General features: G+C 62.5%; 23 protein-coding genes. 15 read left to right on the top strand and 8 right to left on the bottom strand.

The features are described 5' to 3' along the window. On the top strand, positions 1–729 hold the full coding sequence (locus ACNO7C_RS08225) for an ABC transporter permease (RefSeq protein ID WP_460024627.1): 729 nt from the start codon (positions 1–3) through the stop codon (positions 727–729). Here ACNO7C_RS08225 and ACNO7C_RS08220 read toward each other — a convergent pair. Genes ACNO7C_RS08220 through ACNO7C_RS08210 form a run of 3 tightly spaced genes read right to left on the bottom strand, consistent with a single transcriptional unit; the run spans position 704 to position 3,158 of the window. Then, positions 704–1,474, bottom strand: a complete 771-nt coding sequence (locus ACNO7C_RS08220; protein ID WP_460024626.1) for a hypothetical protein — start codon at positions 1,472–1,474, stop codon at positions 704–706. The genes ACNO7C_RS08225 and ACNO7C_RS08220 overlap by 26 nt on opposite strands. Beyond that, positions 1,475–2,266 (bottom strand): hypothetical protein, encoded by a 792-nt coding sequence (locus ACNO7C_RS08215; RefSeq protein WP_460024625.1) that lies wholly within the window; start codon positions 2,264–2,266, stop codon positions 1,475–1,477. Next, positions 2,244–3,158 (bottom strand): ABC transporter ATP-binding protein, encoded by a 915-nt coding sequence (locus tag ACNO7C_RS08210; RefSeq protein ID WP_460024624.1) that lies wholly within the window; start codon positions 3,156–3,158, stop codon positions 2,244–2,246. Before ACNO7C_RS08210 ends, ACNO7C_RS08215 begins: the two co-directional genes overlap by 23 nt. A 60-nt stretch (positions 3,159–3,218) precedes the next feature. Here ACNO7C_RS08210 and ACNO7C_RS08205 point away from each other — a divergent pair, with 60 nt between their 5' ends. The 3 genes from ACNO7C_RS08205 to ACNO7C_RS08195 are packed head-to-tail and all read left to right on the top strand — an operon-like array spanning position 3,219 to position 5,990. Then, the gene (locus ACNO7C_RS08205) at positions 3,219–4,091 is read left to right on the top strand and encodes a hypothetical protein (protein ID WP_460024623.1); all 873 of its coding nucleotides are present in this window, start codon (positions 3,219–3,221) and stop codon (positions 4,089–4,091) included. Beyond that, entirely contained in the window at positions 4,091–5,005 is a 915-nt protein-coding gene (locus ACNO7C_RS08200; protein ID WP_460024622.1) for a vWA domain-containing protein, read from the top strand. Before ACNO7C_RS08205 ends, ACNO7C_RS08200 begins: the two co-directional genes overlap by 1 nt. Position 5,006: 1 nt before the next feature. Further along, positions 5,007–5,990 (top strand): vWA domain-containing protein, encoded by a 984-nt coding sequence (locus ACNO7C_RS08195; protein WP_460024621.1) that lies wholly within the window; start codon positions 5,007–5,009, stop codon positions 5,988–5,990. On the opposite strand, the gene ACNO7C_RS08190 is transcribed toward ACNO7C_RS08195, so the two are convergent. After that, entirely contained in the window at positions 5,987–6,841 is an 855-nt protein-coding gene (locus ACNO7C_RS08190) for a DUF58 domain-containing protein (RefSeq protein ID WP_460024620.1), read from the bottom strand. The genes ACNO7C_RS08195 and ACNO7C_RS08190 overlap by 4 nt on opposite strands. Next, the gene (locus tag ACNO7C_RS08185; RefSeq protein ID WP_460024619.1) at positions 6,838–7,659 is read right to left on the bottom strand and encodes a hypothetical protein; all 822 of its coding nucleotides are present in this window, start codon (positions 7,657–7,659) and stop codon (positions 6,838–6,840) included. Before ACNO7C_RS08185 ends, ACNO7C_RS08190 begins: the two co-directional genes overlap by 4 nt. Before the next feature lie 285 nt (positions 7,660–7,944). On the opposite strand from ACNO7C_RS08185, the gene ACNO7C_RS08180 reads away from it, so the two are divergent. From ACNO7C_RS08180 to ACNO7C_RS08130, 11 genes are all read left to right on the top strand, one after another. Continuing rightward, complete coding sequence (locus ACNO7C_RS08180; protein ID WP_460024618.1) at positions 7,945–9,000, top strand: AAA family ATPase; 1,056 nt, start codon at positions 7,945–7,947, stop codon at positions 8,998–9,000. A 147-nt stretch (positions 9,001–9,147) separates the two neighbouring features. Beyond that, a complete protein-coding gene (locus ACNO7C_RS08175; RefSeq protein ID WP_318537202.1) occupies positions 9,148–9,369 on the top strand; it encodes an antitoxin VapB family protein in 222 nt (73 codons plus the stop codon). After that, on the top strand, positions 9,351–9,770 hold the full coding sequence (locus ACNO7C_RS08170; protein ID WP_460024617.1) for a type II toxin-antitoxin system VapC family toxin: 420 nt from the start codon (positions 9,351–9,353) through the stop codon (positions 9,768–9,770). Before ACNO7C_RS08175 ends, ACNO7C_RS08170 begins: the two co-directional genes overlap by 19 nt. 293 nt (positions 9,771–10,063) lie before the next feature. Further along, complete coding sequence (locus ACNO7C_RS08165; RefSeq protein ID WP_460025922.1) at positions 10,064–10,609, top strand: magnesium-dependent phosphatase-1; 546 nt, start codon at positions 10,064–10,066, stop codon at positions 10,607–10,609. Further along, the gene (locus tag ACNO7C_RS08160) at positions 10,590–11,756 is read left to right on the top strand and encodes a threonine synthase (RefSeq protein ID WP_460024616.1); all 1,167 of its coding nucleotides are present in this window, start codon (positions 10,590–10,592) and stop codon (positions 11,754–11,756) included. Before ACNO7C_RS08165 ends, ACNO7C_RS08160 begins: the two co-directional genes overlap by 20 nt. Before the next feature lie 73 nt (positions 11,757–11,829). Then, a complete protein-coding gene (locus ACNO7C_RS08155; protein WP_460024615.1) occupies positions 11,830–12,186 on the top strand; it encodes a hypothetical protein in 357 nt (118 codons plus the stop codon). Position 12,187: 1 nt separating this feature from the next. Beyond that, complete coding sequence (locus ACNO7C_RS08150) at positions 12,188–12,508, top strand: hypothetical protein (protein WP_460024614.1); 321 nt, start codon at positions 12,188–12,190, stop codon at positions 12,506–12,508. Positions 12,509–12,861: 353 nt separating this feature from the next. Further along, positions 12,862–12,996, top strand: coding sequence for a hypothetical protein (locus tag ACNO7C_RS08145; RefSeq protein ID WP_460024613.1), 135 nt, complete (start codon positions 12,862–12,864; stop codon positions 12,994–12,996). A 45-nt stretch (positions 12,997–13,041) separates the two neighbouring features. Beyond that, the gene (locus ACNO7C_RS08140) at positions 13,042–14,040 is read left to right on the top strand and encodes a hypothetical protein (protein WP_460024612.1); all 999 of its coding nucleotides are present in this window, start codon (positions 13,042–13,044) and stop codon (positions 14,038–14,040) included. Positions 14,041–14,236: 196 nt separating this feature from the next. Continuing rightward, a complete protein-coding gene (locus ACNO7C_RS08135; protein WP_460024611.1) occupies positions 14,237–15,598 on the top strand; it encodes a rhomboid family intramembrane serine protease in 1,362 nt (453 codons plus the stop codon). A gap of 130 nt (positions 15,599–15,728) precedes the next feature. Next, the gene (locus tag ACNO7C_RS08130; protein ID WP_460025921.1) at positions 15,729–18,404 is read left to right on the top strand and encodes a cation-translocating P-type ATPase; all 2,676 of its coding nucleotides are present in this window, start codon (positions 15,729–15,731) and stop codon (positions 18,402–18,404) included. Here the strand turns inward: ACNO7C_RS08130 and ACNO7C_RS08125 are convergent. The 3 genes from ACNO7C_RS08125 to ACNO7C_RS08115 form a co-directional block, all read right to left on the bottom strand. After that, entirely contained in the window at positions 18,401–19,708 is a 1,308-nt protein-coding gene (locus ACNO7C_RS08125) for an ATP-binding protein (RefSeq protein ID WP_460024610.1), read from the bottom strand. The genes ACNO7C_RS08130 and ACNO7C_RS08125 overlap by 4 nt on opposite strands. Positions 19,709–19,917: 209 nt before the next feature. Then, positions 19,918–20,082 (bottom strand): hypothetical protein, encoded by a 165-nt coding sequence (locus ACNO7C_RS08120; protein ID WP_460024609.1) that lies wholly within the window; start codon positions 20,080–20,082, stop codon positions 19,918–19,920. Then, positions 20,075–20,833 carry a hypothetical protein gene (locus tag ACNO7C_RS08115; RefSeq protein WP_460024608.1) on the bottom strand — a complete coding sequence of 253 codons (759 nt, stop codon included), beginning with the start codon at positions 20,831–20,833 and terminating at the stop codon, positions 20,075–20,077. Before ACNO7C_RS08115 ends, ACNO7C_RS08120 begins: the two co-directional genes overlap by 8 nt. Positions 20,834–20,884 lie beyond the last annotated feature (51 nt).

Raw genomic sequence — 20,884 nt, 5'->3', positions numbered from 1 at the left:
GTGGAGGCGCTCTGGAGAGTGCTGGGGGTGGCTTACGCTCAGCTCGTCGTATTCAGGAGGCAGTGGATGTGGATAGCCCAGTCCTACGTCGTGACGCTGGGCATGGTGTTCATGCTGACCTTTTGGGGAGGCATGCAAGCGCTGAAGCACCTTGTGGTCGCCCTCCTCGTGGTGAGCGGCTGGGGGATCGGACTGAACATCGCGGCCCAGGACATCGGCTGGGATAGAGTGTCCAACGAGTACGAGAGGCGGGTGGCCTCACCCCTCACCCTCCCCGAGTACGTGCTCGGAATGGTCCTCGGCTCCTTCCTAGCATTCTTCACCAGCGACCTGCCCCTGATCGTAGTCCTCGCGTACATAACTGGGATCAGCCTCTGGGGCCTGTTCCTGGTGGCCCTGCTGTCGGTGGTGGGCATGTTCCTCGGCCTGTTCCTGTCCCTCTCCGTCGTGCTGAGGATACGCAACCCGATGAACATCTCAGCCGTCACGAACCCCCTCTACACGCTCACAACGACACTGCCGCCGGTCTACTACACGCCTCTAATGCTCCCCGAGCCCATCAGGACAGCCTGCGCGGCGATCCCGACGACGGCACTGGTCGAGCTGGGTAGGGTCCTTACAGGGCAGGCCTCCGCCTACCCCGTGGTTTTACCCGCGGCCAGCGTTGCCGCTTGGCTCATCGTCACCGCCCTGCTGACGGCTTTCAAGATGAAGTGGGGGCTCGAGTAACTGCCTCTGTGATCCTGACCTTCAGCCTCCTCAGGGCCTCCAGCGCGACTTTAAGCCGCGAGGGGCTGTAGCCGTACCTGTGCCTGCTGGCATCGTAGGCGTAGAGGGTTGCCCCGATGAGGGTTATGATGGCGCTCCTCAGGTACTGGATCGGCGTGGGCTCAAGCTTGGCGACGAGCATGAGGCCGAACTCGACTAAGCGGGGTAGCGGGATTTGGGTGCAGTTGCTCGCCACGCACTTCACGGTGACGACCCGGTAGACCCCAGGCTTGACGGGTAGTCGCACTTGACTAACGGGGGGCGTGAACACGATGACTGGAGTGGTGTTCACGAGGGCTCTAGGTGTGCTCACAGGCACCTTCGCTAGGGCTTTCCGCGACAAAACCGAGAGTGTGTCCGCGAGCCTAACGCCAGAGGCGCTGAGCACAGCCATAACCTGCGGGTAGTCTCTCTCGTCGAGGAGGAAGACCGTCGTGTTGCCTGAAGTGTATACACAAGTGGCGTTGGGCACCTGCACGTAGGCTGTGATGTAGGGGTGGATGAGGGAGATGTTGTAGGAGAAGCCCTCAGTCTCCGGGACCTGGATGGGGCCCAGCACCTGCACGGTGCAGTTCTCCACGTCAAGGAAATAGGGCCAGTAACTCACGTGGGTCGTGGTGGTGTACCCCCACGCAGACGCCAGCAGCAGCGCGAGAGCGGTGAAAGCTCCCGCGATCACCAGCGTGAGCCCAAGCACCCTCAGCACCTACCTCACCTCGAACCTCCTCTCCGCGTAAGCGACCGTCAGCGTAAGCGAGGCCAAGAGGACGGCTAGAGGCGCTAGACCTAGTAACGCCTCGTACCCCTGGAAAACCGCCTGGAGGTACTTGCCGAGCGCCAAGCTCAGGGTGAAAGGTCTCAGCGCGAAGGCCGCTACTAGTAGGGCGAGGATTGCGGGTGGGACTCGGATGGTCTGAGGGGCCATAGGAGATGTGAGAGCCATGGTCAGGAAGCTGGCGAACAGGGGCGCTATGTACAGGAGGAAGCCCACGCCCAGCGAGAGCAGCGCGCTCCTCGTGAGCGTCGCCAACGTGAACACTAGCAGGCCTAGCTCGAGGCTTTCAACCAGGAGCGTCGCGAAGTCCTCGAGCCTCACCCAGCCCAGGAGCCTGACGTCTATCACCGCGATGGGGGCAGCGAGGCTCAGCAGGTACGAGGCCACGGGCACGACGACGGAGCTGAGGGCCCACGCCGAGACGTAGGCCACCCGGGAGATCGGCTGGCTGAGGAACAGCGCGTAGCTACCAGAGTTCATGTCCCCTACGTACTGGCTGATGGCAACGAACATGACTATGAGAAGCGCCACGCCGGTGATACTGTACAGCACGGCGAGGAACTCCGGTCCCGGGGACTGGAAGGCCGCGGCGCTCAGAGCGAGCAGGACGTTCAGCGGCGCGACCACCCCGGGGATCACCGCTATTACCTTCGCTTGGTTGTCTAGGACGAACCTGAAGTACTCGGAGAACGCGCCGAGTTTACGCCCCCACAACCCTTTCATAGAGCTCACCAAGGCTCGCCGTGTAGGGTCTGTACTCCTCAACCATGCCCACTTCAGCGAGCTGCCTGAGGAAGAGCTCTGCCTCCCCGAGCTTCTCGCCTTCAACTGCGACCAGAACCTCGCTGCCGCGGACCTCAACGCTCCTCGCGAAGCTCTCCCGGATTATCTCCGCGGCCGCCTCCCGGGGGCTCCTGGAGCGTACCAGGAAGCTCGTAGCCACCCCGCGCCTCCTGCCGAGCTCGTGCAGCCTCCCGTGCTCGAGGACGACGCCCTGGCTAATGAAGACCGCGTAGTCGCAGACCTGCTGGAGCTCCGGTATTATGTGGCTGGAGATAAGGATCGTTGTGCTCAGCTCCTCCTTCAGGCTCCTGATCAGGCCCAGGATCTCCCCCCTCGCCCCGGGGTCGAGGTTCGCGGTTGGCTCGTCGAGCAGGAGCAGAGGCGGCTCCCCGAGAACCGCGATCGCAAGGCCCAGCCTCTGGAGGTAACCCCTGCTGAGCGCCCTGACGGGGGTGAAGGCGTACTGCTCAAGGCCCATGAACCTCAGCACGCGGGACACCTCCCCATCTCCGAGCCCCCTCATCCTGGCCACGTGGGTGAGCAGCCTTCCGACGGTGACGCCTGGTGGGTAGTAGGGCTTCTCGTGAAGCACCCCTGCCAGCCTCCTTACCTCAACCTCCTCTCGCGCCGGGTCGTGCCCTAGGACCTCCACGTCCCCGCCACTCGGCCTGAGGAGGCCCAGCAGGACCTTTATGGTCGTGGTCTTGCCGGCCCCGTTGGGCCCGAGGAGCGCGGCCGCGGCCCCTTCAGGCACCTCGAACGTGGCCTCGCGGATCGCGTAGTTTTTGCCGAACCGCTTGCTGAGCCCTTTGACCCGGATGGCCGCGCCCATATCAGCCTCACTTACGAGGCGCGGCATTAATATTTCCGTTTTGTTGAGTTAGTGGAGTGCATGGGCTGGAGAAGGGAAGCCTTGCTTGCTGCCGTACTACTGCTGCTGACCGCGGCTCTCGCCATTACCTACTTGAGGCCCCGCGGTACTAGGGCCGCCGTCGCGATCAGCGAACTACCCAGAACTTTCACAGAGGTTGCCTCTGGGGTGAACCTCTCGACCTTCAACCTCCTCCGGTCGCTAAGGAGCGGCGCCCCCGGCTCTCCGGAGAACAGGGCCCGCCTCGAGCAGCTCGCCCAGCTTCTCGCAAACCTCACCGAGTCTGGTGAGTGGCAGCTTAGCGAGCTGGGCCTGCAGCTCAGGGCTTCCTCCGGCAACTACTCGCTACTCGCCTCGGCTGGAGCCGATATGGAGCTCGCCGCTGACGCCATGAGCGGGCTACACCCGGCGCTGGAGTCGTTCCTGGAGGGGCTGGCGCGCTGCAACGGGACTCAGGCGGAGCTGGCCGCGAGGGCACTGCTTCCATCCATCCCCAAGGCTAGGGGCGAGCTCCAAGACGCCCTAGGGAAGCTGGCCCTCGTCGACGAGGAGTCTCTGCCGCTGGAATCCCACAGGAGGGTTTTTGAAAGTGCCGTAGGCAACGCCACGAGAGCCCTGAAGGCCCTCGCTGAGCTCGAGAAGGCGGCGCGGCTGGTCAGCGCTCTGGGCGGATCCTACCTCGAAGCCCGCTGCCGGGGCGAGGGTGCGGGGTTGCCGTCGCAGGACGCGGTAGCCTTGGCGAGGTCGATCGACCCTAAGGCCTACCCTGAAGCCTCTTACGAGCTGGCGCTGCTGAAGTCCCTCGTGCTCCAGGGCGAGGGCTCGAGCGGAGGCAGTGGTACGGGCGGCGCGGGTAGCGGAGCTGGGTGGGGGTCCCCGCCGGGTGACGACTAGTGCTCGCGGGCTTCGGCTTCGAGAACCCAGAGCTGCTCCTCGCGGCCCCGCTGGCCGCGGCTCCGCTACTCCTCTACCGCAGAGCTGCGAGGTTCAGGGCGTTGCTCGAGAGGTGCGCGGACGTCAGGGTCACGCGCCTATTCGGGGTCACCGCCGCTCTAAAGCTGGCCCTGCCGCTCCTCCTGCTCTTGGCGTCGGCGTCGCCCTACGTGGTGTTGACGAGGAGGGTCGAGGTGGGCCTCGGCGAGGCCGCGCTCCTGGGCTCTAAGCCTGTGCAGCACGTGCTGGTGGTGGACGTATCGAGGAGCATGTCATACGCGCTCGGAATCGGGACCAGGCTGGACGCGGTGAAGGGGATGCTGAGGGAGTACCTGCTGAGCCTCAGTAGCAACGACACCGTCGTCGTGGCGACGTTCTCCGCAAGGGTCAGGGTGGTCTGCTCCGGGAAGCCGGCCGAGTGCCTGCCGGTCGTGGAGGGCCTGAGGGCCAACGAGAGCTACACCGCTGTGGGCGACGCCCTGGCCTTCTCCCTCTCACTCGCCGACGCGTCCTATGCGTCTGCAGCAATCCTACTCTTCACCGACGGCGCCAGCAACTACGGGGTGGAACCGCTCTCACTCGCCTCGAGGGTCCCGCCGGGGAAGTACACTGGCGCGGTGATCTCGGTCCCGCACAACCCATCCATGCTCGAGCTGGCCAGGAGGCTCGGCTGGAGGTACTACACGCTCGACGATTTCACAGCGTCAAGTGCCGGGGAGCTCGCTAGCAGGGTGCAGAGCGAGGCGAGGTACGACGCCTTGAAGGCGAGGGGGCAGGCCTTCGTGGAGGAGAGCTTCAGGGACTACACACCCACCTACGCGCTGATCCTCCTAGCCGTAGCGGTCGCCCTGGCGGTGCTGTTCGAGGGTGCCTGAAGTGCTCGAGCTAGAGAACCCCCTCGCCCTCCTCCTCATCCCCGCGCTGCTCGCTTACGTCACCTACACGCACCGCGGATACTGGCGTAGAGCCCACAGGTTCTACTCCGTCTCCAACCCCCTCTTCAGGGTGCTTGAAGTGAAGCCCCGAAGTAGCTCTAGGCGCCTATCGCTTGCGCTAAAGCTGGCCTCGGTGACGCTCCTCGCTCTGGCCCTCGCGTCTCCCGCGCTCGTCGAGAACGTTAAGGTCGCCAGGACAGTCGACATCACGGGGACGGAAGTCTACAGGCTGGCGAAGCCAGCGGTGGTCATCCTGCTCGACGTCTCGGGCAGCATGGGGGAGCAGATACCAGGCGGCGTCAAGATCGAGGTCGCGAAAGCCGCCATAGCCCGCTTCATAGACTCGCTCCCGCAGAACCTCAGCGTGGGGCTCGTGGCGTTCGACCACGCCGTCGAGCTAGCGGTCCCGGTCACCTCGAACAGGACAGCCGTCAAGGCCGAGCTTTCTAAGCTGAGCCCCATGGGCGGAACGATGTTCACCTACCCTCTTTACACAGCCCTAAACGCCCTGCAACCCTACAGGGTTTTCAACGCCTCATGCGCCGCGGTGCTCGTGACGGACGGGCTCCCGGCCGACAGGGGGCTGTACGACGACCTCCTCCGGCAGTTCGCGAGCCTCAGGATACCCGTCTACACCGTCTACGTGGGGCCGGGCGGCGACGAGGGCGAGGCGGAGCTGAGGAGGATATCTGGCCTCACGGGGGGCAAGAGCTACACCGCGTGGGAGTCCGAGGCGCTGAGCCAAGTCTTGGCGAAGCTGGCTGGGGAGATCTCGCGGCTCAGCGTGCAGTACACTGGAAAGGCTGTGGTGGAGGAGGACGTCGTAGTGCGAACACCCCTGCGCGGCTACCTCCTCGCCGCGGCGCTCGTCCTCTACGTGGCCCACAGCTACTTGAGGCACAGGCTCGTGAAGCTCTCCTTCTAGAGCCCCTGCCTGAGCCTGAGGTACGCTTCGACCACGTAGGGTGCCCGCTCGACGGCGTGCTCGTAGGAGCCCAGCTCGACCGCTCTCCTCCCGACTGCCGCCCTCACCCTGGCGATGTGCCTCCTGGCCTGGCGGGCCGCCTCCGCGAGCTCCACCATGCCCGTGGATCCGGACTCCCTGTCGGCCGCTGCGACGAGCGCGGTTTCCGCGATCCTCGAGACATCGGCCTCCCTAGTGAACAGGAAGTAGAGCGCGCCGCGGCCTAGCGCCTTTGACGCCTCGAGGAGCCTAGCGTACTCCTCGGGCTTGTTCGAGAGGTCTGTGTACACCGCCCAGTAGGCCCCCCTCCCGAACGACGACGCAGCCCTCAGCGCTTCCCCAAGGCTCAGCCCGCCCCTAGCCCCCCTGCAGGCCTGCCTCAGGAGCCGCTCGAGCAAAAGCCTGCTGGACGTGTACTCGTACGTCTCCACCCTGTCGCTGACCACGACCGCCGACACCCTGTCGCGGAGCCTGGCCGAAGCCTCGGCGTGCAGCGTTAGTACGAGCACTAGGCTCTCAAGCTTGTCCTTGAAGCCCATCGAGGCCGTCAAGTCGACGAGCCAGAGCAGCCTAGACTCCCTCTCAGCGCGGAACTCCTTCACGTACAGCCTCTCAAGCCCTGTCCTCGCTGAAGCCCTCCAGTCAATGTACCTCGAGTCGTCCCCATAGACGTACTGCCGCAGGTCCTCGTACTCCAGCCCAAGCCCCTTCACCCTCATCGGGCTGTCCTCGGCCAGGACGCCGCTGGCAATAACCCTGCCCTGAGCCCTGGCCCTCCTCAGCTTTGTGCAGACTGGAACCGCGGGGTTCACGCGACCACCAGGGCGTCCCCGAGCTTCCTGACAGAGCTCCAGGGCACGTCCACGTACCCCGACCTGCTCACCTCCAGGTACGACTCGAGCTCTCTGACGCCTGCGGGGCCCAGCACCCTCGCCACAGCCTCTCTGGCCCTCTCAACCAGAGCGCCGCTGAGCCTCGGGTTCGCGTAGGGGTCGATCTCGCCGGCTAGCGCGTCGGCCTCACGCCCAGCCCCCCTCCTCTTGAGCCCGTGGACGAACTGCATCCACTTGAGCTCAACCGATCCCCCTCCCCTGGCAACGCGCACGCCCAGCTCCCCGGGGCCGACGACGATCTCCGATGCGAACCCGAGGAACCCGTTCGAAACGCTCAAGACAGGCTTGCCGTCCACCTCTCCCGGCCTCGGGAAAGCCGGGGGCTCCAGCGGGGGCTGCCCGCGGAAGCTCGCCTCGCGGGGAGTCCTCAGGAGGATCACCCTGAACTCGGGGATCGATGCGTCGACCCAGGCGATCTCGCTCACGGGGCAGTACGCCTTCAGCAGGCTCACCTCCCTCTCCGCCCTCCTCCTCGGGATCTCGATGCCCTCGCTCCTCGCCACCTCCACCGCGGCCTCCAGCGTGAGGCCTGAAGTCGACAGCCCCCTCCTCGCCAGCTCGCCGTACAGAGCCTCGGCGTCTATCACGCTCTCCCCCACGCTCCTAGTTAGGAACACCTCAATGTAGGCTCCCTCCTCCCGCAGGATCAGGGAGCCCGCGTCGCCGTAGTAGAGCCCCTCGCTGTCGTAGATCCTGGCGCCCTTAATCTCCCGCTGGGAGTAAAACGCTTTGGGCAAGCACTAACACCGGTTCAGAGATACACGCGCGCGGAAATAGGCTTTACCGTTAACGTTCACCTCTCCCTATCTTACCTGCTACATATATCTGCGGTCTCTCGCCTCGCCTACGGGCAGTCTGGCCCCCTGGGTCATGGAAGCTGTGATGTCCGGCGCGCACGTAGCTCGCATCCAGGGCTGGTCACATAAACCCTGGGTCGCTGAAGGGGTTGCCTCCAGCGATACCTCACTCGGCTCGAGCTCACCGAGGGTATATTTACCGGCGCGAGCATCGGTAGTAGTGGTATGGAGCAGGCCGACTTCATCCGCGACGCTAGGCGGCTTGTAGAGGTGCTCGACAGGGTTGTGGTGGGCTACAGCGTTGAGAAGAGGGTTGTCCTCGCCAGCCTGCTGGCCAACGGCCACGTCCTCCTCGAGGGCCCTCCCGGCATCGCGAAGACCACGCTCGCGAAGGCGCTTGCAAGGGCGTTCGGGCTCCTCGACAGCAAGGTCAGCATCGGGGGAGTGGAGTACAAGGGCTTCTCTAGGATACAGTTCACCCCGGACCTCCTCCCGTCGGACGTCACCGGGAGCCTCGTCTACAACCCGGTTACCCGCGAGTTCGAGCCCCGACTGGGCCCCATATTCGCGTACATAGTGCTGGCGGACGAGGTCAACCGCGCGACGCCTAGAACCCAGAGCGCGCTCCTGGAGGCGATGCAGGAGAGGCAGGTCACGATCGGCGGCAGAACCTACCCCCTTGAGGACAGGAAAGCGGGCAAGTTCTTCGCCGTCCTGGCGACCCAGAACCCGGTTGAGCAGGAGGGCACGTACCCCCTGCCGGAGGCCCAGCTCGACAGGTTCATCACCCGCGTGGTCTTCCCCTACCCGAGGGTGCTCGAGGAGGAGAAGAGCATCCTGAGGCTTCACGCGCAGAGGCTCTCAGAGCCCCTGGAGGACCTCGAGCCGATCCTCGACCCCAAGTGGCTCCACGCGGCTCAGAGCTTCGTGGCGGAGCAGGTGGCGGTGCAGGACGACGTGCTCGACTACGTCTCGCAGCTGGTCCGCTTCACGAGGCCGGAGGTCAGCGCCACCGCGAGGGAGTTCTTCGAGCTCGGCGCGAGCCCCAGGGCGGGCATAGCGCTGCTGCGCGTGGCTAAGGCGTGGGCTATGCTTGAGGGGAGGACCGTCGCCACGAGGAGGGACGTCGATGCCGTGGCGTTCCCCGTCCTGAACCACAGGGTCATACCGAAGCTCGACAGGGTTATCGAGGCCGAAGAGGCCGTGGGCCGCTACAGCGCGAGGTACGAGGCCACACGGCGGGGGCTGGAGGAGATCATGAAGAGCATCCGCGCGCTGTGACTCTCGTTCTTCTTATAAGACTGGCGAATAGGAGCCTCAGTCTCGTCGAATCTTCTCGAGGTCTTTAGCTCGCTGATTCGCTGGTGCCTTGCCGCTTCGAAAAGGCACAGGAAAAAGTTTATACGTGCATGCATGCACTTTTAACATGTGACGGTGAAGACCATAACGATATCGCTGGAGGCTTACGAAGCCCTGCTGCGGGAGAAGAAACCGGGGGAGAGCTTTTCGGATGTGATACTCAGGCTTGTGAAGAGTAGCGGCGATATAATGGAGCTTGCAGGCCGCTGGAGTGATATCAGCGATGAGGCCCTTGAAGCCTTCCTTAGGAACGTTAGGGAAAGGTGGAGAGAGTGGAGAAGTACGCGCTAGACACTGATTTCTTAGTGGAGTTCCTGAGGGGTCGTAGCCCCGCAGTCACGCTGATGGCCAAGCTGAGGGAATCAGGCTACCTGGCTACCACCGTGATCAACGCTTTTGAGCTCTACTGGGGTGCTTATAAGTTCAATGGTAAACGGGCGGAAGACGTCAGAAAACTCCTTAGACGGATGGTGGTACTAAACATGGATGAGAGAATAGCTGAGAAAGCTGGGGAGGAAATAGCATACCTGGAGCAAATGGGTCTGCCTGTAGACGTAAGGGATCTTTTCACTGGCGTGATCTCAAGGGAGCACGGCTACGCGATCATTACGGGCAATGAGGAACACTTCAAAAGGATACGAGGGTTGAGTGTTATAAACTGGAGGAGCCTCGAGCCCGATGCGCGCCCATAGCAATTTCAACGGAGAATCTTCTCTCTGAGCCAATGTTGGAGACCTGACAGTCGCCGGTTGCAACCTCGTAGACCAGAGCCTTTTTCTACGACTATGCTGGGCTGTGACGTGAGAAGGCAGTGGTCACGACGCGCGGGCATAAGCGTGCTTGAGCTATAAGCTAAACCGGAGTACTCCGGCCAGTAAGGGGTAAGATAGGACAAGTGTAGCCCAATGATAGTGGTGTGGTAAGGCTTATAGCGGTTCTGCGCCTTACTTTGTTCGGGGATGAGGAAGAGACGATCTGAAGTGTGATGACATCATCTAACACTGATGCTCTTCTGCGCGTCAAGTATTTAGCGCCTCCCCACCCAACTCACTGCGTGAAAGTCCTCATACTCGACCTCGACAGGACGCTTTGGAGCCACCACGACGTGACCACAACCGTTCCCCCGTACAGGAGGGTCTCGGAGGACGCGGTCGTCGACTCCCGGGGCGACGTGATCAGGCTCAACCCCTGCGCCAAGGACCTACTCGAGCTCGCCAAGTCGATGGGGGTGAAGCTGGCGGTCGCCAGCTGGAACAGCCCCGACAAAGCGCTCCAGGCTCTAGAGACGCTCGGCTTGAGCGGGTGGTTCGACGTCGTGGTGGTGGAGCCGCACCCCAACAAAGACCGGATGATCCGGAAGATACTGAAGGCGCTCAGGCTGGCCCCGCAGGACGCCGTCTTCGTCGACGACAACCCGGCGATCTGCGACCTCGTGAAGAGGAGCCTCCCCGAGGTGAACGTCCTGAACATCGGCGCCGACGTGGAGAGCCTCTGCGAGGTGAAAACGCTCCTTGAGCGAAACCAACAATAGCCGCCCCGCGCACCGTTTAGCCGTGGGCTGCGCGCTCAAGTGCCCCAAGTGCGGCCGCGAGTACGAGCTAGGGGCCCGGGTCTGGAGGTGCGAGTGCGCGTCACCGCTCCAGGTCCTCTGCGATCCCTTCCAGTTCAAGCCCGCGGCGGGCGTGAGGGGCATGTGGAGGTACAGGGCCTCGCTGCCCTTGGTGGAGGGGGCTGAGCCGGTCACGCTCGGCGAGGGGGGCACGCCTGTCGTGAGGCTGGACGTTTCGGGCGTGAGGCTCCACCTCAAGCTCGAGTACCTCAACCCCACGGGCTCGTTCAAGGACAGGGGCTCCAGCCTGACCCTGACCAACCTCAAAGCCTCAGGCGTCACCGAGGTAGTCGAGGACAGCTCGGGGAACGCGGGCGCCTCGATCTCCGCCTACTCCGCGGCAGCGGGTGTTAGGTGCAGGGTCTACACGCCAGCGTCGGCACCCCAAGGCAAGAAGCTCCAGGTGAGGCTCTACGGGGCCAACTTAATAGAGGTCCCCGGGGACCGCGGTGAGGCCGCGAGGCGCGCGCTGGGCGAGCTCGCTGGGGCGTTCTACGCGAGCCACCTCTGGAGCCCCTTCTTCCCAGAGGCGAACGCCACGATAGCCTACGAGTTCTACGAGGAGGTAGGCGTACCCGACGCGGTCGTCGCCCCCGTGGGCAGCGGCGGGCTCATCCTGGGGATACACCTCGGCTTCAGGCGGCTGAGCGAGAACGGCTACGCTGACGCGGCGCCTAGGCTCTACGGCGTGCAGTCGGCCGCGAACCCCGTGCTCTACGAGGCCCTGTACGGCAGGAGGTACGAGAAAGCGGAGCTCGAGGTCGTGGCCGAGGGGGTGATGGTCCGGGAGCCCCCCCGGCTAGAGGAGGTCGTCGAGAGCATAAGGGGGAGCGGTGGGGGAGTCGTCGTGGTCGGCAAGGAGGAGGTGGCTGAGGGCCTCAGATTCTTAGCTAAGCGCGGCTTGCTCGTGGAGCCGACGAGCGCGACCGTCATCCCAGCAGTGGTGAGGCTCAAAGAGGAAGGCCTAGTAGACAGGGGGGAGAGCATCCTAGCCCCGCTCACGGGCTCCGGCCTCAAGGCCCTCGACAAGGTTGAGAGCCTCCTGAGGGAAGCGGTGGGGAAGCCGTAGCCTACAGGGAGCGGTGCGGAGAGGTTAAGTTTAAGTCCCGGGAAAGGCTTAAGCTGATCGAAAGAAGAGCGGTATGCCCGTGGCCCTCCTAGCCCCAAGGCTCAGGCTAGCTAGGCTCAAGCTGGCCAGCGTGCTCAGCGGCGAGCTGGCGGGAGAGAAGCCCCTCGTCGCGCTACCCTACCCGCGCGAGGCTGAGAAGCCGCTGAACCTCTACGCGAAGGGGCTGATCGACTGGCCCAGGCTCAAGCTCGCGCTACGAGACATCTACGGCGACTTCTACAGGAGCTGGCTCTGGACCGAGGAGCCGCTCATCAGGGCCCTCCCCCTCGCGGAGGCGAGGGTAAAGTGCTACGGGGCCAGCCACTCGGAGCAGGTGAAGAGGGGGGGGCGACCTCGCCGTCCTGGCCTTCAGGGCCCGGGTCAGGGGTGAGGTGGACCTCGAGGAGTGGAGGAGGCTCCTGGAGGGCAGGCCGAGCCTCGACCCAGGCCTCTACGACGCCGTAATCTCATCAACGCCGATAGAGGGGTTTGAGAGCGTGGAGGTCTGGGGCCTCCCATACCCTCCAAGCGAGACCCTTGGCTTAGAGCCCCTGACGCGGGAGGCGGTGCAGGAGTACGTCGACTACCTCTTCAACTACGTCGTGAGGTCCAGGAATCTGGACGAAGCGTACCTGAGGTGGCTGGAGGAGCGCAAAGGTGTCAAGGCTTGGGACCTGTGGGAGCTACTCGAGCGGAGCAAAGCCGACCTCTAGCCCGAAATTGCACGCCTCAAGGCATAGCCTGCTGATTTCGCGTTCAGAGATGCTTTACGTATTTTGGCAACATTGCATCGTTAGCAAAAAGCTAAAATAAACCTAAAGCCATTAAGCACTGGGAGCTGGATAAGGATAGCTCGTTTCAAAGACCGCCTAAGTATCCAATCTTCCGCCTTAGTTTAATTAAATTAACTCCATTCATTTGAGGAACATTATCTCCTTCACGGCTTCTCCGGTAAAAGTACAACTCCAAGCGGGAGTTGATTAAAGAATGGAAATAAAATTCGGCATTGAATGATACAAAGTAAAAAAGATTATCTTGAGAGCCCCGTATCTAGGGCTCGATAACCATGAAGGCATGGCTGAGAGTGTTCCTCGAGCAGCTGAAGACCCCCGCAGTACTTGCCCTGCTCATCTCGCTCGCGCTCGCAGCCACTTTGGGTGTCGCCGACCCTAAGAATGACCCGTTTCCGACTCCGAAGTGAAGGTTTAAATACTGGTTTTTTTCTGTTGTTTTTTGGCTGAGGGGAATGGTTGTTAGGGTTGACGTTAAGAGGCTACTTTACGCGCTCCCCTATTCGAGGACTCTGCGCGAGCTAGCCAGGAACGCAAAGGTCTCGCACACGGCTGTGAGGCGCGTTGTAAAAGAGCTCTCGAAGGAGGGCTCCTTCAGGGTGATCACGGACGACAGCTTCTACAACCTCACAAGGCTCATAGCCTTCGTAGACAAAATCCCGGAGAAGCTTCCATTCGGCACGACGGGCGTAAGGACGCTAACCTCCCTCGAAGGCAGGAAGACGCTCATAATGGCCTACCTTCCCAAACCGCTGGTGGAGGACTACATCAAGAGCCTTTCCGAGGAGGTGCATGTGCTCGAGTGGTTCGCCTCAACAGACTACGTAGCCTGGCTACCCCACCCAGAGCTAGAATCCATAGCACCTAGGGAATTCGACTCCCTGGTGGACAGGGCCCACGAGCTCATACCACCCAGGACCAACCTCAGGCCACTCCCAGTCCTCGACCAGGTCGACCTCGTCCTGCTGTGGGGGAAGCTCCTCTTGGGACCCTTCGCGAGGCCCACCGAGATATTCAACAGGCTGCTCGCGGAGGGGGAGAAGGTTGAGGCTCCGTCGAAGCAGGTGCTCAGCTACCACTACCGCGTCCACATCCAGCCAGGCTGGAGGTACAACACATACTTCAAGTACACCAGCCAAGAAGAGCTCCCATTCACCGCATACTACATGAAAGGCAAAGAAGCAGAGAAGGTAGCCAGAGCGCTGGCGCTACTACCCAGGCTAGGGATGTCCATCATCGGCCAAGGCAAAGCACTCTACCTCGGCCAGCCGCTATGCGCATACCACCCACTCCTCGTCGAAATTCCACAAACCTACGTAGTCGAGCCCCTAACAATGTACATGAAGCTAGACCTGTACACGGATGTTCCAAGGCTGTGGAAGTTGCTTGAGCCAGAGACCAAGCGCTGGCGCTGGGTCGAGGAGAAGATCCCGGTCAAAGCGCAGAGCCAGTAGCCCTCCCAATTCCCATTTTTTAGCTTTGGTTTCAGGCAACTTCGTTTTGTTTTTGGGCACGCAACGACTCTAGCGTCCCTGCTTTGAGCCTGTTGTCACCACTGGGGTCAGGAGGGGGCTGGAGCTGGGTTTTTCCCGTCACGGCGTGGATACTAAAGTATAATAGTGGCCTGCGAGGATGGGTTCACGAGCTTGAATGGGTATCGCTTACCCCAGGTACGAGGAGCTTGAGAGCCGTAGGCCTTTGGCCACGATAGCGCTCGTCGCCCTCAACACGCTCGTGTACCTCGCGACATCTGTGGGCAACGGGTTCCTCGCCGTGGAGGACCGGTGGGTCCAGTCGCTCGCCTTCGTCCCAGCCTTCATCATGAAGCCCAGCCAGCTTTACAGGGTTTTCACCAGCATGTTCCTTCACGCGAACCTGGCGCACATATTCTTCAACATGCTGTACCTGTACGCCTTCGGGAGGCAGGTCGAGGTCGCTCTTGGATCCAAGCGCTACCTGGCGCTCTACCTTCTCAGCGGCGTCTTCGCCACGGTCTTCCACACCGCGTACATACCCATCGAGGGGGCCTCCTCCGCCTTCGTCCCCGCGCTCGGGGCCAGCGGGGCGATAAGCGGCGTTCTGGGCGCGTACCTGCTCCTCTTCCCAGGCACGAGGCTCACCATGTGCTTCTTCTACTTCTTCATACCCCTGTGCTTCACCACCCGCGCCGCAGCGTACATAATATTCTGGTTCGCCACCCAGATCCTCGAGGGCTACCTGGGCGCGAGCCTCGGCGTCGCGGTGTTCGCCCACGCGGGCGGTTTCATAGGGGGCATCGCACTACTCCCGCTCGTCGTGAACCGCGAGAGGCTGGGCTTGCTCAGAGTCTACGCGTCCATGAGGCGCTTCTTCTACAACGTCTTCTTCGTCAAGCCAGGGCTCGGCGGAGCCGCTAAGGCCATCATTGTGCTCCTCATCGCCCTCACGGCAGTCGGAGCCGTTTACTCGGCCTACGCTGGGGCTTCGGCCGGCGGTGTCACCAAGATCCTGGACTTCAGCGTGATGGAGTGCACCCCGGCCTGCACGGGCGTCTACGACAACGAGAGCGTCATCGTGCAGCTGAACAGCGGGAAGCTGGACTACAGCCCGATCTCAACAGGTAGCGTCAGGGTCGTCTTCAACAGGCTTAACGCCACAGGCCTCGTGTACAGCAAAGCGTACCGGGGGCAAAGCGTGACAGTGAAGCTCACCACCAAGGGGATCGTCGAGAAGAAATCCGTCGAGATAAGCATCGACGGCTCCCTGACGTTCGACAAGTACGGCTTGCTTGATTCAGGGGCCGGAACCGTGACAACGGAGATCCTGCGCTGCGACCCCTTCACGGGGGCGTGCACTAAAGGCCAGGTCCTGACCTACAGCTTCCTCGTCACGACCTCTGCGAGCATGGAGGGCTTCGAAGGAATACCTATCTCCCAGCTAGCGCTCCTATCCCTGCTCACATCCCTAGCATCGATCGCCGTCGTATGGCAGGCGGAGAAGTACGAGATCCTGGGAGAGGCTGCAATTCCTTAATTCAGCTGGGCCGGCGTTTAAAGCATTTTTAACAAACGCTTTACTTAATTTTCGGGTTCGAGAGTAAAGCACATAAGAACTCCTCGCGTCATGCGGCTGAGGGTACTTCCGGTGGGGGTCGTTAAAGCCACTGCTACCAGAGCAAGTCCTTGCCACGCTGGGCTCCTCCCCAGCTGGGCTCTCCTGGGAGGAAGCCAAGAGGAGGCTCTCGCAGTACGGCCCAAACCTGCTCCTCGCGGAGAGGAGGAGGTGGAGGAGCCTTAAAAGGTTCCTTAAGCACTTAACGGACCCTCTCTCCCTGCTCCTCATAATCGCGGCTATCTTATCCTTCATAATAGGCTCATCCCAGCTCGGCTTCGCCATCCTCGCGCTAACTCTGCTCAACTCCCTCCTCAACACGCTCCAGGAGTGGCGCGCCGAGAAGGCCCTCGAGAAGCTCAAAGCCTGGGTGCCCGCCTACGCGAAGGTCCTCAGGGACGGGGAGCCAGCACTAGTGCACGTCAGCGAGATTGTGCCGGGCGACGTGATACTGGTCGAGGAGGGGGACCGCGTGCCGGCGGACGCGGTCCTGCTGGAGGCCCACGACCTCTGGGTGAGCAACATACCCCTCACGGGCGAGGCTGCGCCCCAGCCGAAGTACGTCGACGGCCTGGAGGAGGAGTACTCGTCCTACCTCGAGATGCCCAACGTGATACTGGCAGGGACAACCGTGGTCAGGGGTAGCGGGAAGGCCGTGGTCTTCGCCACGGGACCCAGGACGATGTTCGGCGACATCGTCAAGCTCGCGGAGGAGGTCGAGGAGGAGGAAAGCCCCCTCGAGCGCGAGATCGCGTCCCTTGCGAGGTACACATTCGCGGTGGCGATGGTTGTCGGCCTTGCCTTCTTCGCGGCGAGCCTCTTGCTCCTGCACCAGCCCGTCTACGACAGCATGCTCTTCATGATCGGCGTCATGACCTCCCTGGTCCCCGAGGGCCTGCAGATCACGGTGTCGATGGCCCTCGCGCTCGCGGTTCTCGACATGGCCCGGAGGAACGTCCTCGTGAAGAGGCTCTCGGCGGTCCAAACCCTGGGCAGCGTGACGGTTATCGGGACGGACAAGACGGGGACGATAACCAAGGGGGAGATGGTCGTCTCCAGGGTTTGGGTCTACGATAGGGACTACGAGGTCACCGGCAACGGGTACGAGCCCGTAGGGGAGTTCCTCCTGAACGGCTCAAGGGCCGACAGGAGCGACTCCGCGCTCCATAAGCTCCTCGAGGCAGCCGCCCTCTCCTCCAACTCCCACCTCCAGCCTCCGCAGAGGGAGGGTGAGCCCTGGCGCGTGATAGGCGACCCGACCGACGGGGCGATAATTGTCGCGGCGCTGAAGTACGGGGTCGACAGGGACATGCTCCTGGAAGAGTACAAGCTGAAGTACCGGAAGCCGCTGGACCCCGTCAAGAAGACGATGTACAGCGTGTACGAGAAAGGAGGCGCAACATACCTGTTCCTCAAGGGGGCACCCAGGGGGGTCTTGAACTCCTCAACGCACATCCTCGTGGACGGAGGGGTCAGGCCCCTCGACGGGCCGCTGAAGGCCAGGGTTGAGGAGAAGATACGCGAGTACGGGGAAGCTGGCTTGCGCGTTATAGGCGTGGCTTTCGGCTCGAACACGGAGGAGGACTCGAACCTCGTGTTCCTGGGGCTCATAGGCATAGCAGACCCCCTGAGGCCCGAGGTCCCCGAGTTCGTCGCTAAGGCCAAGAGGGGAGGGATCAAGATAGTGATACTGACCGGCGACTATGGCCCCACGGCTAAGTCCATCGCGGTGAAGGCTGGCATCGTGGGGGAGAACGCCCGGGTGATCAGGGGCGTCGACCGGGAGAGCATGAGCGACGAGGAGCTGGCGAGGATACTGCGGGAGGAGGAGGTCGTGTTCTCGCGCCTCACGCCGGAGCAGAAGCTCAGGGTGCTGAGGGTGTTGAAGAAGAACGGCGAGGTGGTGGCTATGATAGGCGACGGCGTCAACGACGCGCCCTCGCTCAAGGAGGCCGACGTGGGCGTCGCGATGGGCGTCACAGGTACAGACGTGGCCAGGGAGGTCGCGGACGTCATCCTGCTGGACGACAGCTTCGCCTCGATCGTGAAGGGCATCGAGGCCGGGAGAGCGATATTCGACAACATAAAGAAGTTCGTAACCTACGTCTTCGCCCATAACTGGGCAGAGCTCCTCCCATTCCTGGCCTTCATAACCGCCAGGATACCCCTCCCTCTTACCGTTACCCAGGTGCTCGCCATAGACCTCGGCATCGACGTCCTCCCATCCGTCGCCCTGAGCAGGGAGCCACCCGAGGAGGGCGTAATGGAGGAGCCGCCGCGGAGCAAGACCGAGAGGCTGTTCGACAAGAGAGTGCTCCTCAGGTCCCTAGCGGTCGGGCTCGTCGCGGCAACGCTCGCGCTCCACGGCTGCCTCCAGGCCTGGCGGCAGGGAGGCTGGTCGCCGGGCCTCAGCCTGGACCCGGAGAGCCCCGTGTACCTCAAAGGCGTGACGATGACCTTCGCCGGGATCGTGCTCGCCCAGATGGGCAACCTCGTCGCCTCGAGGAAGAGGAAGGGCTTCCCCCTCGAGCCGGGCCTCCTCAAGGACAGGTGGATCCTCCTCAGCCTCCTGGCCCAGCTCCTCGTGCTAGTCGCGATTGTCTACGCTCCTCCTCTCCAGCCCGTATTCCAGACCTACCCACTGGCGCTACAGGACTGGCTGAGCCTCGCCTACATACCGGCCGCGGTCATCGCGGTAAACTACGCCCTCAGGAAGGCTGGCCTCTAGCTGTCCGGCGATAACCCGAGGAGATCTCCCAGCCTGTCGTAGTAGAGGAGCAACAGCGGCAGTGGGATGGTCCCCGGCCCCGAGGCCCGCAGCGCAGCGGTGTAGACAGCCACTCTCCCCACTCTCCTGAGGCGCTCGGAGTCCCTGGACTTCACCTCGAATCCCACACCCTGCTCGGGGACCACGATGTCGACCTCGAACCCGTCGCGCCAATAGCCAACCCTGTACGCCCTGGCGACGTGCTCAGCCACAACAGCCTCGAGAACCGCGCCTTCTTCAGGCTGCCGCACACCGGCCCACCTCGACACCACGCGGTAGAGGAGGGGGTCGACGAAGTGGACTTTCCGCTCCTTCCTGACGTCCTCGACGAGCCGTGAGACATCCACGTAGAGGAGGCTGCGCGCGAGGAACAGCTTCTCAAAGAGGTCGATGTACGACAAAACCACCTTGTGCGACCTGAGGCCGTACTCCCTCGCGACACTGTTTAAGCTGAAGGCATTCGGTGCCTTCTCCACGATCGCCCTCGCAACCCTCTTCGCGAAGACCTCGCTTCGCCTGAGCCTGCTCAAGTCGAAAACAATGGAGTTCAGCAGGTCCCGCTCGAAACCCGTGTCGACAACACCCTTGGACAGGCACGAGACGACGCTCCTCGGGAAGCCCCCGCACTCGAGGTACCTCTCAAGCAGCTCCTCCAGGACGCCGAGCCAGCCTAGAAGGTCGCTGGGGCTAGAGGTCACTGGGACGTCGCTCCTAGCGACCCCGACGAAGTCGCGGAAGCTCAGAGGCGTCAAGAGGAAGTCCCTCCCGAGGCCCCTTCTCCCCGGGAAGGCCTCAAGCTCCCTCCTCGCGACCATCGAGAGCGAGCCCGTCGCCACAACCACGTCGCTTGAAAGCAACCCGCGGTCGATCAGGCTCTTGACAGCCCTGAACCACTCCCTCGGGTACGTCACCTCGTCCAGCAGGATGACGGAGCTCCTAAACCCCCAGCTGGACCTGAGCCTCAAGTACCCCCTGAGCACCTCCTCGAGCTCCCGGTAATCCCCCAGCATGTCGCAGCTGTAGTAGAAGATCGCCCTCGGATCCCACCCCCTCCCGAGGAGCTCCCTTACGAGGAGCTTCAGGAGCGTCGTCTTCCCGACCTGCCTCGGGCCGAAGAGGAAGTGCAGCGAGAAAGGCTTCAACGCGCCTATAATCTCGTGGAGCAGCGGCGGAACCCACCTGACCGGGCTCTCCACCCACCTTCGGATATCGTAGTCCTCGTCCAGCTTGCTAGCCCCCTTCCACCACGGGTTAAACTCCTCCATACTCTTGGAATTCTCAATTCCAACACCTATATAAACTCTTGGAATCCAGGATTCCAAGAACATGTGTGGTCGCTGGCCTCGGAGGCTGGGTGGGGCTGAGCCGAGGCCTTTCCGCTAACGTGCGGGGCCGGAGCGCGTCAAAACATTATTAGTAGCCTGAGCGCTGAAGCCTGTGGGGCTCATGGGGCACACTTTCGCCGACGTCAGGCTCAGGCCGCGCCTGGCGTCATCTGCCCCCCCTCAGCCCTTGGGAGCCTGCGTGCCACGTCGAGCAGGAGGGCGAATTTAGGCGTGAGCACGCGAAGCCGCGCCCTCAGTTCTTCAAGCTGATCCCCGCTTATACCCGGGCCCGCGGAGCCGTCCACCTTAAACACGCCTCTCCTCCGCTACCCCGTTGGCGAACACCAGGCTTGTGTACTCTCCGAGCCTCTTCTCGAGGATGGCGGGGTCCGCGAGCCTGAAGTAGTCGAACCCGGTTGCTATTTGCTTGCCGGTGGCCGTCCTGAGGAATGCCAGGAAGGTTGAGAGCCTTCGGAGGCTGCGCGGGTTTGTCCTGCGGGCGATCTCGTCCAGGTTCAGCCAACTCAGGTTGTGGTAGATGTACTGCTCGGCGGGGTAGGCTGGGTCGTATGCCAGGAGGTCGGCTAGGCTCTGCTCGGGTAGGCTCATGGACACCTTCAGGTCCCAGTCGTACCTCCAGGCCCTGCCCCTCAGGCTGGTGTAGACCGGCAGGTAGCCTTCAGGCGGGTCTACTCTGCCTTGGAGGAGGCTGTCGACGACGACCAGCGTTTTTTCGGGGAAGCCGAGCCACTCGATGCTCGGGGGTTCGGCGATGTAGTAGTAGACCTCGGGCACCGACCTAGCCCAGTACTCGTGCGAACCGCTACCCTCAGCTGTCTCGAGCACGTACTCCGCGAGCGCCCTGGCTTTGCCCGTGTCGCGCAGCGCCCACCTCCCGCGGCCCACCTCCCTCGCGATGCCGTCATCCCTGAGCTCTCTAAGGAACTTGTAGACGAGGCCGGAGTTAAGGCCGAAAACCCTTACGATGCGGGCTACGGGCACGTCAAGGTTCAGCCTCCAGGCTTTCGCAAGCTCTAACAGCACAGCCCACCGTAACTTTGACACACGTAAAGCCACGCGATTCACAATGCCATAGTTTTTTATAAAGATTTATAG

It is taken from the genome of Infirmifilum tikiterense (genome assembly GCF_054696565.1).
This window is presented reverse-complemented; position numbering and strand designations above follow the sequence as displayed.

Bases quoted from the DNA above. Each gene is read 5' to 3' on its own strand.
- ACNO7C_RS08155 (WP_460024615.1), top strand. From the start codon at position 11,830: ATGCCCGTGGCCCTCCTAGCCCCAAGGCTCAGGCTAGCTAGGCTCAAG.
- ACNO7C_RS08125 (WP_460024610.1), bottom strand. From the start codon at position 19,708: ATGGAGGAGTTTAACCCGTGGTGGAAGGGGGCTAGCAAGCTGGACGAG.
- ACNO7C_RS08215 (WP_460024625.1), bottom strand. From the start codon at position 2,266: ATGAAAGGGTTGTGGGGGCGTAAACTCGGCGCGTTCTCCGAGTACTTC.
- ACNO7C_RS08210 (WP_460024624.1), bottom strand. From the start codon at position 3,158: ATGGGCGCGGCCATCCGGGTCAAAGGGCTCAGCAAGCGGTTCGGCAAA.
- ACNO7C_RS08135 (WP_460024611.1), top strand. From the start codon at position 14,237: ATGGGTATCGCTTACCCCAGGTACGAGGAGCTTGAGAGCCGTAGGCCT.
- ACNO7C_RS08180 (WP_460024618.1), top strand. From the start codon at position 7,945: ATGGAGCAGGCCGACTTCATCCGCGACGCTAGGCGGCTTGTAGAGGTG.
- ACNO7C_RS08165 (WP_460025922.1), top strand. From the start codon at position 10,064: ATGACATCATCTAACACTGATGCTCTTCTGCGCGTCAAGTATTTAGCG.
- ACNO7C_RS08205 (WP_460024623.1), top strand. From the start codon at position 3,219: ATGGGCTGGAGAAGGGAAGCCTTGCTTGCTGCCGTACTACTGCTGCTG.
- ACNO7C_RS08145 (WP_460024613.1), top strand. From the start codon at position 12,862: ATGAAGGCATGGCTGAGAGTGTTCCTCGAGCAGCTGAAGACCCCCGCA.
- ACNO7C_RS08140 (WP_460024612.1), top strand. From the start codon at position 13,042: ATGGTTGTTAGGGTTGACGTTAAGAGGCTACTTTACGCGCTCCCCTAT.